Origin of the sequence: Legionella sp. 39-23 (genome assembly GCF_001897665.1) — a bacterium.
Taxonomy (GTDB): Bacteria; Pseudomonadota; Gammaproteobacteria; order Legionellales; family Legionellaceae; genus Legionella; species Legionella steelei.
This window is the reverse complement of sequence record NZ_MKTO01000004.1, coordinates 44,359-61,152: the sequence shown is the minus strand read 5'-3', so window position 1 is coordinate 61,152 and position 16,794 is coordinate 44,359. Positions and strand designations below refer to the sequence as shown.

Sequence of the window (16,794 nt, the reverse complement as noted above, 5' to 3'; positions counted from 1 at the left end):
CTAAGAGTCATGTAAAACTCAAGAAATGTGTATGCTGGGGCCGTTAAGCCCAGCATGTAACGCAAAATATCTTCAAAAATTTGGATTAACTCAACAAGCGCTGGGCTTAACAGTCTAACCCACACGTTAATGTGGTTTACCTGGGGTGCATACGTTCACGTAATAGTTGTGCTCAAATTGAGTAGCGATTCATTAGCTTAATATAATTACCTGGCATAGTACTATAATCAATTTAATACAGAGAGTTTGTTTAAAAATTGGGTCGGTGCCAAATGCTAAATAAATCTGCTCCAGAGAAAACAAGCACATTTGGCTTATCATTTGCAGCTCTAGGTATTGTTTTTGGTGATATAGGTACAAGTCCTCTTTATGCATTTCATCAAGTCGTAGTTTATTTACCAATAACGGAGCTCAACATTTATGGCCTTTTGTCACTGATTTTCTGGTCCTTACTTATCATTGTTAGCTTTAAGTATTTGGTTGTTATTTTTCGAGCTGATAACGATGGCGAGGGCGGTATTATGGCGCTTGCAGGTATTTTAAGACAGAAAATGAAAAATCCAGGGGCTTGGCTTTTATTTGTCACCTTTATTGGGATAGGACTTATTATTGGTGATGGTATGTTAACACCAGCAATCTCTATATTAAGTGCCATAGAAGGCCTCGAACCGTTATCGCCGCATTTAAGTAAGTATATTTTACCGGCTACGTTAATTATTTTATTACTGTTATTTTGGTTGCAACGGGCAGGCACTGGAAAAATTGGTGTTTTATTTGCCCCCATTATGCTTATTTGGTTTATCACTATAGGCATTTTAGGTTTTTTACAGATTATCCAGTATCCCAAAATACTTTTGGCGTTGAGTCCTCACTATGCCATTAATTTTTTTGTGATACATAAGCAATTTGCTGTTTTTCTATTGGGTGGAGTCTTCTTAGTGATGACTGGCGGTGAAGCATTATTCGCTGATTTAGGACACTTTGGCAAAAATCCTATTCGCATAGGGTGGTTTGCTGTAGCGCTTCCTGGATTACTTCTATGCTATTTTGGACAAGGGGCACTCATATTAATGCATCCAGAAAAAGCAGCATACCCATTTTACAGCCTATCACCACATTGGTTTCTTTCTATTATGATTTTTTTGGCCACGGCGGCAACTATTGTTGCGTCACAAGCAATTATTTCTGCGGCCTTTTCCATTTTAAAACAAGCATCATTACTTCATTTGACACCACGACTCAAAATTATATACACATCCAAAGTTGAAAAAGGTCAAGTGTATCTGCCTCTTATCAATTTTCTTTTAGCTGTAGGTACCTGTGTACTTGTTGTAACGTTTAAAACATCATCTAATCTTGCAGCTGCTTTTGGTATTGCTGTTAATTTAGATATGCTCATCACTACCACTTTAGTTGGGATCATTGCATATTATTGCTGGGGGTGGGGACTTATTAAGCTGATGATTTTTCCTTTAATATTCATTATTGAGCTTGCATTTTTAGCTGGGAATATTCCCAAATTTTTAACCGGAGGTTGGATTCCTATTTTTATCGCATTTCTTGGAATTATAGTGATGTACACCTGGTATTGTGGCTTTGAAAAATTACGTAAATTGCATCACAGGGATGCTTTGATGGATGCGTTTATCATTGATGAATTAAATCAAAATAAGATTTCAAGACAACCTGGATTGAGGCTGTATATTATTGATCCATATGATGATGAGGGTGAAGGGCTTCTTCATCATCTGCGGATTAACCGTTTTTTTTCTGAAAATATGATTTTTCTCAGTATCAAAATAGACAATAGCCCCTACATTCCCCTTGAAAATAAATTTGAGCTCATCAAAAAAGCGGATGGATTGTACTTAATCCAAATTCATTATGGTTTTACAGAAGATATTAATTTGCCTTGTACTGTAGATGAAATGTTTAAAAGAATACAATTGCCGTTTGCAATAAATAGAAATCAATTAAATTATTTTATTGAAATTGTTTTTGTTGAAATGACTAGAGAAAGAGCAAAAGACATATGGCTTTGGCAAAAGCATTTGTTTTCTCTTATGTTACGTACTGCAGTTCCAGATATTCAGTTTTATCGGTTACCCTATAATAAAACAATTGCACTAGGTACTTATTATCAATTTTAGATTAAATAAAAAAGTTGATGTGGGAGGTTAGTGAGAAACTAAGGATTGTACGATGAGCGAATTTAATTTGCATAATTGCCTGTTATTTACAGGAGTTGACGAACAATATATCGACGAGTTTTTGGCGAGTTGTGAGTTTGTTGAATTGCATCAAGGAGAGTTTCTTTTTCATCAAAATGAAATTGGTGATGCAATGTATGTTGTTGAGTCCGGTGTGCTAGAGGTTATATTAAATCAGGCAGAGTCTCAGGAGAGTCAGGTGATTGGTACGCGTGAAAGTGGTGCGTTGATTGGCGAGTTCTGCGTATTTGGTCAAAGGAAGCGCTCTGCATCAATTCGTGCTTTAGTGGATTCTAGATTATTAAAAATCGAAGGCGAAGATTTTAGAACTCGCATTTACTCAAAAGATCTGGATGCATTGTTAATTTGCTATAATATCGCGAAACTATTGAGTGAACGCTTAATTTCAACAAATGCACTTTTAGCTTTGGATAACCCATTAAAAGTATAGATTTGTGGATGAATCGAAGCGAAGCCCGGGTTACGGCTTTTGCCTTCGCCCAGGCTACACCTAATTTCTATTGCTTTAAAACAGGAGAAATAGTTTGTAATAATGATTTAAATACCTTAGGCGTGCCTGCAACAACGTCTCCGTGGTTGAGAAAATCATCGCCACCTTGTAGATCGCTAATCAATCCACCTGCTTCTCTAATTAATAATGAGCCTGCTGCAATATCCCAAGGACGTAAGCCAAACTCCCAAAATCCGTCAAGTCGTCCGCTGGCAACATAGGCCAAATCAAGTGCCGCTGAACCCGTTCTTCTAACCCCAGCACATTTACCTAATAAGGCTTCGAAAGTAGGTAAGTATTTTTGAGTTATATTGATGTCGCGGGATGAGAAACCAGTACCTAAAAGGGAGGCTAAGAGTTGGGTTTGCTTGGAAACACGTATTCTTCTATCATTCAATCGAGCTCCACGACCTCGACTTGCAGCAAAACATTCATGTCGTAAGGGGTCGTAAATCACGCCATGCTCTATTCTTCCTTTAACCTTCACTGCTATAGAAACAGAGAAAAAAGGAAATCCATGCAAGTAATTGGACGTGCCATCTAAGGGATCAATAATCCAAATTGACTCGCCATCTCCTTCTTGCACACCGCTTTCTTCAGCAAGAATTCCATGCTCTGGATATGCCTTATGAATTGTATGAATAATGGACTGTTCGGCTTTAATGTCTACTTCGCTAAAAAAATCATGGTTGTTCTTAGCGGTAATTTTCAGGCGGTCCACTTGTTCCATATGTCGAATTATAATTTCACCGGCTTGTCGTGCTGCGTTAATTGCTATATTTAAAAGTGGTTCCATGAATATACTCTTTAATCTACAAAACCGGTGATTCTATCATATTTTTTTTGAACAAAGAGAGTGAAATATGAAAAAAGCAAAAATCGTAAAAAAGGGGGTTCAGTGATATGATATATAGCTCGAATATTTTAATTAAAAGGTTTTATGAATTTAAGTTCAATCCGTATTATTTTAGTAGCAACATCTCATCCCGGCAATATAGGCTCAACGGCCAGAGCAATGAAAACAATGGGATTAAGTTCGCTTTATTTGGTAAAGCCTAAATCTTTTCCTGATTATAAGGCCAAAGAAATGGCGGCTGGTGCCGATGATCTTTTAGACTCTGCCATTGTCACTGAAACTTTAGAGGAAGCCTTAGTTGGTTGTCAGCTTATTTTGGGCACTAGTGCGCGACCTAGAGGACTTTCCTTACCCGGATTGCTTCCTACTTCTTGTGCAGATTTAATTAGTAAACACGCAGATGATACCCAAATTGCTATTGTATTTGGAAGGGAACATGCAGGCCTTACTAATGAAGAACTGCTAAAATGTCATTATCATATCCATATCCCCAGCAATCCAGAATATGGTTCGCTTAATCTGGCACAGGCTGTACAGATTATTGCTTATGAATTGCGTATGAAATTATTAGCGCCTAAAGCAGAGGTGGCATTACGTCAGGATGAATATGCTACTGCAGATGAAATTGAACAATTTTATGAGCATTTAAGAGAAGTCTTTATTGAAATTCAATTTTTAAAAGCGTCAAATCCCCGACGCTTGATGCAGCGAGTGCGACGATTATTTAATCGTGTAAACTTAGAGAAAATGGAAGTTAATTTGTTACGAGGAATGTTGAGTCAGGTACAAAAATCGTTGGAATGGGCAAGTAAAAGAGGCTGAAATGAATGGGATAATTAAAATACCAATTTATTTTGATTATATGGCAACAACGCCTGTTGATCCACGTGTAGTGGAGCGCATGGTCCACTATTTGGGACCAGATGGCGATTTTGCTAATCCTTCCTCTATAACCCACGAATATGGACGAGTTGCAGCTCTGGCTGTGGAGCATGCACGTACACAAGTTGCTGATTCAATTCATGCATCGACACAGGAAATAGTATTTACTTCAGGCGCTACAGAAGCAAATAATTTGGCAATCATCGGCGCAGCGCATTTTTACCAAAATAAAGGCAAGCATTTAGTGACTATGAGTACTGAGCATAAAGCCGTGCTCGATAGTTTTAACCGTTTGGAAAAGGATGGATTTGAGGTCACATACCTGCATCCAGATCCCAATGGCTTACTCGATTTGGAACAATTGGCTCAAGCATTAAGACAGGATACCATTTTGGTTTCCATCATGCATGTAAACAATGAAATTGGCGTGATACAGGATATTGAGTCCATTGGTGCTTTATTACGCAATAAAGGAATCATATTTCATGTGGATGCCGCACAAAGTGCGGGGAGAATACCCATCGATCTGACTTGCCTTTCGGTAGATTTAATGGCGTTTTCTGCGCATAAAAATTATGGCCCCAAGGGTATTGGCGCACTTTATGTCAGGAGCAAACCGCGAATTCGCCTTCAGCCCCAAAGTTTTGGTGGTGGTCATGAAGGAGGGTTACGTTCGGGAACCTTAGCCACGCATCAAATTGTTGGTATGGGGGAGGCCTTTGCCTTAGCAGAAAGTGTGCGAGAAGAAGAGCAATCACGATTTTTAAAATATCGTCAGCATCTGTGGGATGGCATTAAACATTTACCTGGTATTCAACTTAATGGAGATCAACAAAAGCGAATAGCAGGTAATCTGAATATCAGCTTTGCAGGCTTGGATGGAGATTCTTTGTTGTTGGCTTTGAATGAGCTTGCAGTATCAACTACTTCTGCATGCAGTTCTGCCAGTATTCAACCCTCTTATGTGCTGAGAGAAATAGGTCTAAGTGATGATTTAGCACAAAGTACTATACGATTATCAATAGGACGTTTTACTAAGAAAGAAGAAGTGGAGCATGCGATTAACGTTATTTGTACGCAGGTGACTAGATTGCGTGAAATGTCGCCATCATGATGTATAATAGAACTGTGCGGGATTGTTTTTTTTCACCCAGACATGTGGGGGTTGTTGATTTGACCGAGCGTTTTGCAAACGTTGTTAAAAACAACCAAAAAGGTCAGGGCATTATTGAGTTTTATACGCAGTGTAATGCAGATGGTATAATTGTACGAGCTTGCTTTAAAACCAATGGTAATCCTTATGTCATTGCAAGCTTAGAATGGTTATGCAGGCAGTTGGAAGGGCAGACTATAAATACTGTCCCACAAATTGATTATCAGTTGATTGTTAAAGAGTTGAATATCCCTGTTACTCAGTACCCAATAGCGGTAAGGGTTATGGATGTTTATAAAGAAGCATTACTTTTAATAAAAAGAAGATAAATCGAATTGAGAGGTTAATATAATGAGTGTCGTAATGCATCATGTAGAAAGTACAGTGCCTGAAATCAGTTTTACTGAAGCAGCGATAAAACACGTGGTAGCTTATTTACAGAAAAATTCTGAATATACTGGGATTCGTTTATCAGTAAAGAAAACGGGCTGTTCTGGTTTATCTTATGTTGTTGATTATGTGCTCTCCCCTCAGAGTGCTGATTTGATACTCCCTTTGACTGAAAATTATGTTGTATGCATTGATAAGTCCAGTTATCCCTTCTTGAAAAATATAAGTGTTGATTACATAAAACAGGGATTAAATTATAAGTTTGTATTCAATAATCCTAATCAGACAGGGCAATGTGGATGTGGCGAGAGTTTTACAGTGGGTTAGAAGTAATATGGGTTTTCGGAGAGCTCAGTAACCGTAGGCTGGGCTGCTAAGCCTGTAACAATGCGCTGAAGTATTTCTTACTAGAATAAGATACGTGTTAATTTGGCTTCATAATGGAATTTTGGAGCGTACGAGTTAACCCAGTAGATGTTGGGCTTAACAGCCCAGCCTACACTTGCCATTTTTGCCAATTAATTCCCAGGATGATTCACCCTACGTGTCTGTATCTTATCGTATTTATTTATACAGTCCCATTGTTTTTTTGTTTTTTCCTAGAAAACTCAAATGAAACCTTCCATTTGGTTCACAAATGCAGGTCATTTTTTATTTTTTGTCCGATTAATTCTTAAAAAAATAATAAATTTGTTTCTATTAGTAATATTTTTAAAATAAATAGACGGCAATGATTTTTGTTATGCGAAGAAAATAAAAAATTCAGAATTTCTTATTATTATCAAATTGTTAATATGGAGTGATAAGGAGGTATGAATTAATTAATAAATACGCCTTGTCCATTTTAGTTGTAAAGTGGTAAAATTTTTTTTCCTTAATATTTCCTTAAGAAATGAATATCATTAAAACAATATTTACACTCTTTGAGATGTTTGGTACTATATAGTCCATAGTGTTCGGTGAGTGTATGTACTGGGCATAATTTTATTTAATTAATTTGTACTAGGAGACTTAAATGAGCACAGATACAATGGTGCAAAGCAGCGAAGCACTTTCACATCAAGTAATTCATGCTGTTAAAGGTTACTTGACTAGTGTTAGTAATAAAGATGCTAACTTGAATTTATATCAATTAATTGTTGAGGAAGTTGAAGCACCTTTATTCCGCACTGTTATGGAATTAACTCGTTACAACCAATCAAAAGCTGCACGTGTCCTTGGTGTAAGCCGCGGTACTTTGCGTACTAAATTAAAGCGTTATTTTGATGACGAATTTATTGGAACTCGTGATTTCTAAGTGAGTAGAACAACCTGCTTTCACTGGTTTTTTCTTATTAAATTTCCTAATGTAGTGGTCTTTGGCTAGGCGCTCTGCTACTATTGATATCAGAGTTGGTCAGACAATCGCTCTTTGCTTTTGCAAAGGGAGGAAAGTCCGGGCTCCGAAGGGTAGAGTGCCAGGTAATGCCTGGGAGGTGTGAACCTACGGAAAGTGCCACAGAAAATATACCGCCTCTTTGAGGTAAGGGTGAAATGGTGCGGTAAGAGCGCACCGCGCGACTGGCAACAGGCGTGGCAGGGAAAACCCCACTCGGAGCAAGACCAAATAGGAGTCCATTTGGCTGAAAAGCCATTACGTGTGACCCGCACGGGACTCGGGTAGGTTGCTTGAGGCATGCGGTGACGCATGTCCCAGATGAATGATTGTCCATGACAGAACCCGGCTTATCGACCGACTCTTTTTATTTTATTGTCCCCAATTATTTTATTTTTGCGCAAAATTTGTCAAATATAGCTTTTCTTCAAGATCCATACATATCCTTAAATAGATGACCCAAAACAGATTATGTGAATATTAAAATAGCTTTATTTAGCAATAGCCTACGTCCTTATTTTCTATGAAGAAATCATGGATTTTGATCGAAGTGCGCATTCAATTTCCACTTGGATTAAAGTGGGTTCAATTTATTGTGCAGATGGGTTATAATATGAGCACATTGTTTTTGGTGCATCAAAACTTAATATGAAGAATAATCAACTGCGGTTAATTTATACTAATCCAATAGAAATCTCCGCTGAACAAGCGCTTCTACAGCAACTTAAGGAGCTCGCTGAAATAGGTTTTAATGAAGACCTCAAGCAGTTCATTAAATCAAACAAAGATAATATTAAGCTATACACGTCTACCCGGTTTGATGCCTCAAAATACAACAAGAAATATTTGGATTTTATAAAGGCGATGATTCTTGCCTTATCCTCGGCAGAAAATGATATCGATACAATAATTATTCGTAAGAAACATTCTCTGAATCAACACTATGCAAGACAACGACAAACTAAGAGTGAATATGTGTCTATTAAAGACATTCAAGAAAACTCAACACTCGTTGAGAATGTTACCACACGGTTGCATGCCTTTAGAGAAAAGCTAGTGGTCATTCGAAATCAACAGCTAATTCTCCAGGCTAAGTCTTTAGTAAAATTAACGCACGATGATTTTGTAGCAAATCAGCGCAACCTGACACACATTCAAGGTGACTACCTTAGTTTGCTTTCAAGTTCAAAGGCTTCGCTTGAGTCATTTGCTGAGTATGGCCAGAATCTTGATCGTTTGTTTGGTGAGAAACTTGCCTCGACACTTAAAAAACAGCTTGCTGTAAGAAAGCGCATCATGGGTGGAATCTTGGAGGAATGCACAGCAACCTCTGCTGAAGAGGCGATTAGGAGCGAGCAATCAGAGCTTAATAAGCTAATAAAAAACTTTGAATCAATCATGGAGCAAGCAGCAGAATTAAGAAAGTTAACCGCACTGCTTAAGCAAATAAAATCTATTGAAGGTCTTGTCATCAAAAAAGCAGATGGGCTCATACCTTCAGATGCTGATCAACTTGAAAAATTTATTCAATTTATTGCAGATAAAGAACACGAAGTGCAGGACATTAAAAATGGGATTAATGGTAATTCAGAGCTACATCAACAATCCATCCGGGCTATTGAGCAGCTTGAACACTCCCTTCAGCAAAAAAAGGCGCAAGCTTTATCATTTTTACAACAAATTAGAAATAAACGCAGTGAAGCCCAGCAAATAATAATAGAAGATTCTCAAGCGCATGTTTCCGTCCCTGACCTGCCTCCTATTATAAGTGCTCCTAAAATTGAAGAAGTGCCTATAGTAAAGACTGAGGAAGTGCCAGCAGCAAAGAAAGAGCGATTGCAAGAGGCAATCTCATTAATAAGAACATATAGAAAAACAATAGAAAATGAGCAAGATTGTTTTACCGTTAGATTTTTTCATCAATCACGAAATCAAGCGAAGATTGACTATTGCAAATTATTAGAAAAGGAACTTAACTTGCAAATTTCTAGTTTAAATTTTGAAAGCAACTTACTTTTGATTATTAATGAAGCTCATGAAAAAGTAACCAATAACTTTAGTGCTAAAAAAGAAATCACCATAGGCGGTAGTTATTTTGGCACAAGCCGTATGCTCAGTTTACAACGACTTATAGGTATCGATGACGCTTGGGAAGCAGGGCACTCCAAATTTCTTATATTTTCAACACAATCTGATTTTCATGGACTTAAAACCTCGGGAATCGTTAGCGAGAGCAAATGGAATGTTGTGAAGAAATTCTATTGTGAAGAAGATAACAGTAATGAAGAATACCAGAACCTAAAAAATCAGGTATTCCCGAGCAAAACCGCCAGTAATCTACAAAGTGATCCGCCATCCCCAGTGTAACGAGGATCTCCCTATTCTAACATTGTGCTGTAGCTTGGGTAGTAATTGGTTGACGAAAAGCAAGTGTAGGCTGGGTTGTTAAGCCCCGCATGTGTTGAGTTAATTCCTACTCTTCAAAATGTCCATCATGAAAACTATCATTGTAATCTCAATTAACAAGTAACTTATCCATGGTGTGCATACATTCTTTGTTAGATGCCAGGCTTGGCAGCCCAGCCTACGGTTATTGAGCTATTTTTGCTAACACATATAAGAATGATGGCAAAAAACTCCCGGAGTACGTGACGCTAATCCGGGCTACGATACTAAATGTTTTTTCAGTAAAGTATTAATTTGCTCAGGATTCGCCTTACCTTTGGTTTGTTTCATGATTTGTCCTACAAAGAAGGCTAATAATTTCTCTTTTCCTGCTCGGTAATCAGCAGCTTGTTCAGGATACTGTTGAATTAATTTAATAATCATATCTTCCCAAGCAGCAGTATCATCTATTTGTTGATATCCTTCGCGCTCGATAATTGCTTCAATATCTTCTTCTCCAGCCCATAGCAAAGAAAAAATAGCTCGTGCATTGTTTAGAGAAAGGGAATTGTCATGGAGTTTATTAAGAAGATTGGCCATAAGTTTTGCTGATATGCGTGGTGTATCAAAAGTTAAATTCTCTTCATTCAAAGCAGCAACATATTGACCTTTTAACCAATTAATAATCATTTTTTCCGGGGCACGACATTGGTTTTTAATTGCTTTAAAAAATTGATGAGCAGCTGGTGAAGAAAGAATAAAATTAATGTCTTCTTCATTGAGAGAAGGCATATTTTTTAATTCAGTATGAATTTTTTCAGGTAAATCAGGTAAATTATTCTTAATTTCAGCAATAAGAAAACGAGTGACTTGTATCGGTAGTAAATCAGGATCAGGAAAATATCGGTAATCATTCTCATTTTCTTTACTGCGCATTGCATGTGTTGTATGAGTATCGGGATTATATAAACGAGTTTCTTGAATCACGTGTTGTCCACTTTCCAATAAATCTTGATGTCGCGATTGTTCGTAGGCAATGGCTTTCTCGATAAAACGAAATGAGTTCAAATTTTTTAGTTCGGTTCGCGTTCCTAAAACGGCAGTTCCTTTCGGTTTTAATGACAGATTGACATCACAACGGAAATTTCCTTCTTGCATATTACCATCACAGATACCTAAAAACTGCACCAGTTGATGTAGTTTTTTAAGATAACTCACCGCCTCATGACTTGAAAACAAGCAGGGTGTAGTTACTATCTCTAATAAAGGTGTTCCTGCACGGTTCAGATCAATACCACTAAAGCCAGGGTGAACCCCATGCAATGATTTACCTGCATCTTCTTCTAAATGAGCGCGTGCAATCACAATATCTTTGACACTACTGTCATTCAGCGTAATTGCCAATTTTCCATTGCTGACTATCGGTTTTTGAAATTGACTGATTTGATAGCCTTTAGGTAAATCTGGATAAAAATAGTTTTTGCGTTCAAAAACAGATTGATCATTAATATCTGCTTGAATTGCCAAGCCAAACTGAATTGCCATAATGACAGCTTCTTGATTCAATACTGGTAAAACCCCAGGAAACCCTGCGTCAATAAAGCAGGTTTGAGAGTTAGGCGTTGAACCAAAAGCAGTAGATGCGCCAGAGAAAAGTTTCGATTTTGTTTTTAGCTGAATGTGTACTTCAAGGCCAATGACTGTATCCCATTCCATAATTCACCTTTATTGGTTTGGACTGGCCAAATGCCAGTTGGTCTGTTGTTGATAATGATGAGCAATCTGAAGCAATTGGCTTTCACCAAAATGTTTACCCATGAGTTGTAAACCTATGGGTAGCCCCTTGGCGAAGCCTGTGGGGATGGAAATTGCGGGGAGTCCGGCAAGATTAGCCGCTACTGTAAACACGTCAGTCAAGTAGTTTTGAATTGGATCAGCAATTTTCTCACCAAGTTTAAAAGCGCAGGTTGGAGATGTTGGTCCAAGAATAACATCAACAGATTTGAGGGTTGTGACTAGTTCTTCTTGAATAAGACGACGAATTTTCTGGGCTTGCAAATAGTATGCATCAAAATAGCCCGATGAAAGTACATGTGTTCCAGTAAGAATTCGACGCTTTACTTCTATTCCAAAGCCCTCACTACGCGTCGTGCGAATGAGCTCGGTTAATGTTGATGCATTCTTACTACGATAGCCGAAGCGTAAGCCATCATAACGTGATAAATTGGATGATGCTTCAGCACAAGCCACTACGTAGTAGCATGGTACCCATAAAGGTTGAAGCGTCAAATTTAAATGAATAATTTCAGCGCCTAAACCTTCAAAAACCTTAACTGCCTCAAGAATAGCTTGTTGTATTGCCGGGTCTACTTGCGGTTGAAAAAAGCACGAAGGCAAGCCAATTTTTAGTTTGGATAAAGGTTTATTCAGTTCAGCATAATAATCGGGAATGGTTGATTCAACTGAAGTAGAATCTTTAGGATCATGTCCTGCCATAGCCTGTAGTACTAATGCCAAATCTTCAGCACTACGTGCTAAAGGACCTGCTTGGTCCAGACTGGATGCGTAAGCAATCATACCGTAGCGAGAAATCAGACCGTAAGTGGGTTTAATTCCACTGATTCCGCACAAGGCTGCAGGTTGTCGTATGGAGCCTCCAGTATCAGACCCTATAGCGAAAGGGACTAAACCCGCAGCAACAGCTGCTGCAGAGCCTCCTGATGAACCACCTGGGACGCGCTCTTTATCCCATGGATTTTTTACCACACCAAAGTGGCTGTTTTCATTGGACGAGCCCATGGCAAACTCGTCCATATTTGTTTTACCAATCAGAATAGAACCTTGTGCAAACAACTTAGTTACCAAGGTTGCTTCATAAGGTGACTGGAAATTTGCAAGCATTTTAGAGGCGCAGGTCGTTGGCATACGCTTGGTACAAAATAGATCTTTTAACGCCATAGGGATACCGGTCAGTGTTTTGCCTTGGCCTTTTTTTAATTCGTGATCTGCTTTTTTCGCTTCGAGAAGAATGTGTTCTTCATCTAGACTGATAAACGCATTTAAATCGTTGTGCTGTTGAATTTGCTTGAGGTAATGCTGGGTTAACTCAACGCTTGATAGCTTACCCTGATGCAGCGCTTGGGATAGTTGTTTTAAGGATAAATGTTCCATGATTATTTACTCTGCTCTATAACTTGAGGCACTAAATAAAGATCTTGTGAAAATTGTGGTGCTCGAGCTTTTAATTCGGAAAGACTATTTTCTTCAGTTACCACATCGGGTCTTAAACGTTGATTTAATGCAAGAGGATGAAAAAGCGGCTCTACCTCCTGGGTATCAATCGAACCGAGTTGGTCGACGAAATTCATTATTGCGTTAATGTCTTCGATGAGTTTAGGTGAATGTTCTATATCTGTATCCAGATAAGCGAGCTGAGAAATTTTCTCTAATTCTTTTGTCGAGATGGTCATAAAATAGTATCCCATAGAGTGAACACTTCATTATAGCGAGGATGTTATCACTTAAAAATATAACTATTGAAAAAATTAAAATGTTTCATCGAGGTGAAACGAAAATATATTGTATTTAAAAAACATACTATCAAACCGGAAGAAATTCGTTTCATTGGGGAGCAAATTGATGCTCTTTATCCGATAACGTTTCTTTATACGGTTTTTTGATTTGTATCGTTGCATCATTTAGAGGTGATGCTGGCCGTTTTTTAGTATGGACAGGCTCATCTACATCCATAGGTTCGGGAGTCTGGCTAGCATTTGGAATAGTATATGTCACTTCCGGAGCAAAGAATGTCATTGTGGGTGTTGAGACTGACGGTAATGGTTGCGGTTTATCAAACAGAGTAACTATATCACGATAGCCCATAATTTCTGCGATGTCTTTGGGAGAAAGCTCGACGTCATATATAAAAGGATTTTTGGCCATTGCTTCCTTAATTTTTATTTCAGCGCGTTCTTTAATGTCTGCTTGTTCATTTTTTACTAACTCTCGTAGATAGTCCATTCTTATCATTAGCGGCTCAGGAGTCATCCCTTGCTTTATTAACCATTCAACAGCTGAATATTGGCCTGCTCTTGCTGCAATAAATATAGGAGTTTCATTTTCATGATTACACTTATCAAGCTCTTCATGAGCTTGAGACAGTGCGTCAAGTATTTGTATATTTCCATAAAATGCACCAACATGCACGGCCTTACCTACACTGATTTGCCGAGTATTCATGCAAGTAATCATTGCTTTTAAATTTTCTGAGTCGGATTGGAAAACAATCCCCAATTCTAGTAATTTGCAAAACATGCTGATCTTTCTATTATGAACAAGAATGCCAAGAAGCTCGTCTGCATGAATTTGTATTTGACTTAAGCCTGCCCCAACATTGATTAATGTTTCGAGCGATTCAAATAGTCCGTTTGCTACAGCAGTGTAGATAGGGCTATGACCCTCGTTGTTTAGGGCGTTTAAATCTACATCATAACTCGCTAAATACTCGATCACTCGAGTATTTTGATTTGCTACTGCAACAGCGAGTGGCGTTTGTCCTTGAGCGTTGCGAATATTAAAATTTACTTTCAATTTATGTAAGGTTCGAAGAACTGCAACCTTATTTTCTGCTGCAGCATGATGTGCTGGTGTTGCTCCCGTTCTATCAGGTTCATTAAGACCGTTATTCAGCGTTTTAAGTTTTCTAAGCAGATGCACATTTCCAGTTCGTACAGCAGCACAAGCTAAAGTCCATCCTTTACTGTTAAATTGGTTTAAATTTGCTCCAAGCTTGAGAAGTTCGTCAAGCATCTCCTCATTGGCAATAAAAATGGGTGGGTTACCTTCCTCATCAAACTCGTTCATGCTTACGTTACGCTCGTGAAGGGTCCTTAACAGTTCGATATCCTTCGAACGAACAGCTAGATGAACAAGAGAGGCACAGGGATGAAAGAAAGTGTTAGCTCCCCGAAGAACTCTTCTGCTTAAGTTCGCTCCAAGATCATGCAGTTTTCTCAAAACATCATATTTTTTATTTTTAGCAGCAATAAAAGCAGCCGTTTCTTTATTAAGATCCTCCTCATCTAAGTTTGCATTAAGAGATTGTAAAACCTCTAACGCTTTCGTATTGCCCATGAATGCTGCAATATGAATGGGACCGCGACCTGCATCCTCAGGAGAAACACTAAGCCAGGTATGTACTTTTTGATTTAAATTAGCGCCAAGCTCATGAAGCTTAGCTAACATTGAGAGACGATTATATTTCACTGCAAGTACTACCGGGGGTAGATTTTGGTGACCGGGTGCATTTAAATTTACATTTTTCCGGTGCAACATTGTCATTACGTTCAGTGCGTTGTGTTGGACAGCTAAGTCCATAATATAGGGAATGGTTAATAAATGATCATTGTATTGCATTAAATAATCGGTTAGCTCAGAGAAATCATTCTTAATTACATACACTAAGAAATTTTGAAGCTCTTGTTCGGTATGTTTTGACGCCAAGAAATTCAGCTGTTCTTGAGAAATTTTATGCCCATTTTTAATAACTGCATTTAGAAATTTTCGCGGTTTTTGAAAGTTTGATGCTTGCGCATCTACGGGAGAACTAATTATTTCATATAAAGGGTCTAAAATTTCCGAAGATTGATGAGGTCTATTCAGAATTGTATGAAAGCAAAACGCTTTAAGCATACGAGATTTATCGTCTGTTCCATTAATCGTTTTATATAAGTCAAATACGCCTTGCGTACTCATCTGTTGGATAAGGCACACAGGGTGTATAGGTGAATTGGAAGTATTTAAAAGGACTAATAAATCCTCGTCGGACAGCACGCTATATTTGCCTGTGCTGGCATCGACGACATACTCGCCGGCATAAACTAATTTTTTATCATTTACAGTTATTTCTACTCCAGAGAAATAGCCGGCTTTTTCTAAGTAGACCGCAATGACACTGGCAAAAAACATGTCCCAATTTTTTTTGGGAATATATACCGCCTCATCATTGATGTCCTCATCATCATAAAGCAAAGAGTATTGATCCCAACCTGGTGTTTTTTCACCTAAAAGCTGAAAAAAATCATCTACCTTTTTGAGTTGAGACATATTACTGATGCTGCCCTCTGGTAATGGCGGCAACAGTTGGGCTATTTTCGCAACAAAAGCGTTAGTATTGAAGTGACGCTTCAGATAATCTTTAAACTCTAAAAGTCTTTCTGGCGAAAAATTATGTGCGAATTTGTCTGCATACATGGTTAGACCGAAATCATCGGCTACAAAATTAAATAATGCATTCGCCATATGAACTTCATTGCCCACATGTTCAACTAATTTTCTGCTGATAAGAAACTCCTTTGCCAATTCGTACACTAGATCGTGTTTTGCAGTATGTAAAATTGGGGAGAGGAAGCTTTTATCAATAAAACACCCTAAAGCATATTCCAGATTAATATATGCACCGGAATAACATAATGAAACAGTAAATGAATTTAAAGCCGTTTTATCGACCTGCTTATGTCTTGCGAGGATATTTGGTAATGCACCCTCTAGAGTATTTTTAGCTGCGCTCAAGGTAATTAAAATATCAGGGGGAGCCGATTTGTCAGTTAAATCCCTTACTTTTTCTGCATATTTTGCAAATAATTGTAATGCATCAGGATTTAATTGAATGATATAGGCTAATAAATCCAGTAATTGCTTTTTACAAGGTTCGAAGTCATCCTGTAAGTTTTGAAACCTGCGAGGGAGATTGCCATAAATTCCCGTTAATTGTTTTTCTAATTCTGTTTTTTGGTCGTCACTTGTTTTTGGTAATAAGGTTTGCAAAAGCGCGGGTTTCAAAGTTGGCATTTTTATCTAATCAAAAGTGTAACGTAAAAATGAATAAGTGTATCAAAAAATCATTTAATGCTCAATTAATAGCCACTTGCTTAGGGGCAAAGACCATGTTGGTCGTGATGCGCTAGTTGTTGTGGGGGCTTTGTCTTGTTTTTTAAAAAATCGCTCATCAGCGTTTTGAGAGCGACAGTAGAG

General features: G+C 38.1%; 13 protein-coding genes and 1 other RNA gene. 9 read left to right on the top strand and 5 right to left on the bottom strand.

Annotated elements, in window-relative coordinates:
- The first annotated feature begins 272 nt into the window (after positions 1-272).
- Together BGO44_RS01450 and BGO44_RS01445 are read left to right on the top strand one after the other, a co-directional pair.
- The gene (locus BGO44_RS01450; protein WP_273199488.1) at positions 273-2,150 is read left to right on the top strand and encodes a KUP/HAK/KT family potassium transporter; all 1,878 of its coding nucleotides are present in this window, start codon (positions 273-275) and stop codon (positions 2,148-2,150) included.
- A gap of 52 nt (positions 2,151-2,202) precedes the next feature.
- The gene (locus BGO44_RS01445) at positions 2,203-2,661 is read left to right on the top strand and encodes a Crp/Fnr family transcriptional regulator (protein ID WP_058512442.1); all 459 of its coding nucleotides are present in this window, start codon (positions 2,203-2,205) and stop codon (positions 2,659-2,661) included.
- A 67-nt stretch (positions 2,662-2,728) separates the two neighbouring features.
- Here the strand turns inward: BGO44_RS01445 and BGO44_RS01440 are convergent, their stop codons facing one another.
- Positions 2,729-3,517 carry an inositol monophosphatase family protein gene (locus BGO44_RS01440; protein ID WP_058512443.1) on the bottom strand — a complete coding sequence of 263 codons (789 nt, stop codon included), beginning with the start codon at positions 3,515-3,517 and terminating at the stop codon, positions 2,729-2,731.
- A gap of 144 nt (positions 3,518-3,661) precedes the next feature.
- Between BGO44_RS01440 and trmJ the strand changes: the two genes are divergently transcribed.
- From trmJ to BGO44_RS01405, 7 genes are all read left to right on the top strand, one after another.
- Complete coding sequence (trmJ, locus tag BGO44_RS01435; protein ID WP_058512444.1) at positions 3,662-4,399, top strand: tRNA (cytosine(32)/uridine(32)-2'-O)-methyltransferase TrmJ; 738 nt, start codon at positions 3,662-3,664, stop codon at positions 4,397-4,399.
- 1 nt (position 4,400) lies between these two features.
- Positions 4,401-5,573, top strand: a complete 1,173-nt coding sequence (locus BGO44_RS01430; protein ID WP_058512445.1) for an IscS subfamily cysteine desulfurase — start codon at positions 4,401-4,403, stop codon at positions 5,571-5,573.
- The gene (locus BGO44_RS01425; protein ID WP_273199484.1) at positions 5,570-5,941 is read left to right on the top strand and encodes an iron-sulfur cluster assembly scaffold protein; all 372 of its coding nucleotides are present in this window, start codon (positions 5,570-5,572) and stop codon (positions 5,939-5,941) included. The genes BGO44_RS01430 and BGO44_RS01425 overlap by 4 nt, the downstream gene beginning before the upstream one ends.
- Positions 5,942-5,963: 22 nt before the next feature.
- Positions 5,964-6,329 carry a HesB/IscA family protein gene (locus BGO44_RS01420; RefSeq protein ID WP_058512447.1) on the top strand — a complete coding sequence of 122 codons (366 nt, stop codon included), beginning with the start codon at positions 5,964-5,966 and terminating at the stop codon, positions 6,327-6,329.
- Between the two features lie 688 nt (positions 6,330-7,017).
- Positions 7,018-7,299 carry a helix-turn-helix domain-containing protein gene (locus BGO44_RS01415; protein WP_028381835.1) on the top strand — a complete coding sequence of 94 codons (282 nt, stop codon included), beginning with the start codon at positions 7,018-7,020 and terminating at the stop codon, positions 7,297-7,299.
- Positions 7,300-7,390: 91 nt separating this feature from the next.
- Positions 7,391-7,746: RNase P RNA component class A (gene rnpB / locus BGO44_RS01410), an RNA gene on the top strand.
- Between the two features lie 279 nt (positions 7,747-8,025).
- Positions 8,026-9,744, top strand: a complete 1,719-nt coding sequence (locus BGO44_RS01405; RefSeq protein WP_273199480.1) for a hypothetical protein — start codon at positions 8,026-8,028, stop codon at positions 9,742-9,744.
- A 297-nt stretch (positions 9,745-10,041) separates the two neighbouring features.
- On the opposite strand, the gene gatB is transcribed toward BGO44_RS01405, so the two are convergent.
- The 4 genes from gatB to BGO44_RS01385 all read right to left on the bottom strand — a co-directional run bounded on the left by gatB (position 10,042) and on the right by BGO44_RS01385 (position 16,611).
- Positions 10,042-11,478 (bottom strand): Asp-tRNA(Asn)/Glu-tRNA(Gln) amidotransferase subunit GatB, encoded by a 1,437-nt coding sequence (gatB, locus tag BGO44_RS01400; protein WP_058510716.1) that lies wholly within the window; start codon positions 11,476-11,478, stop codon positions 10,042-10,044.
- A gap of 9 nt (positions 11,479-11,487) precedes the next feature.
- The gene (gatA, locus tag BGO44_RS01395) at positions 11,488-12,933 is read right to left on the bottom strand and encodes an Asp-tRNA(Asn)/Glu-tRNA(Gln) amidotransferase subunit GatA (RefSeq protein ID WP_058510715.1); all 1,446 of its coding nucleotides are present in this window, start codon (positions 12,931-12,933) and stop codon (positions 11,488-11,490) included.
- Positions 12,934-12,935: 2 nt separating this feature from the next.
- On the bottom strand, positions 12,936-13,232 hold the full coding sequence (gene gatC / locus BGO44_RS01390; RefSeq protein ID WP_273199476.1) for an Asp-tRNA(Asn)/Glu-tRNA(Gln) amidotransferase subunit GatC: 297 nt from the start codon (positions 13,230-13,232) through the stop codon (positions 12,936-12,938).
- 151 nt (positions 13,233-13,383) lie between these two features.
- Positions 13,384-16,611 (bottom strand): ankyrin repeat domain-containing protein, encoded by a 3,228-nt coding sequence (locus tag BGO44_RS01385; RefSeq protein WP_273199474.1) that lies wholly within the window; start codon positions 16,609-16,611, stop codon positions 13,384-13,386.
- Positions 16,612-16,794: the final 183 nt, after the last annotated feature.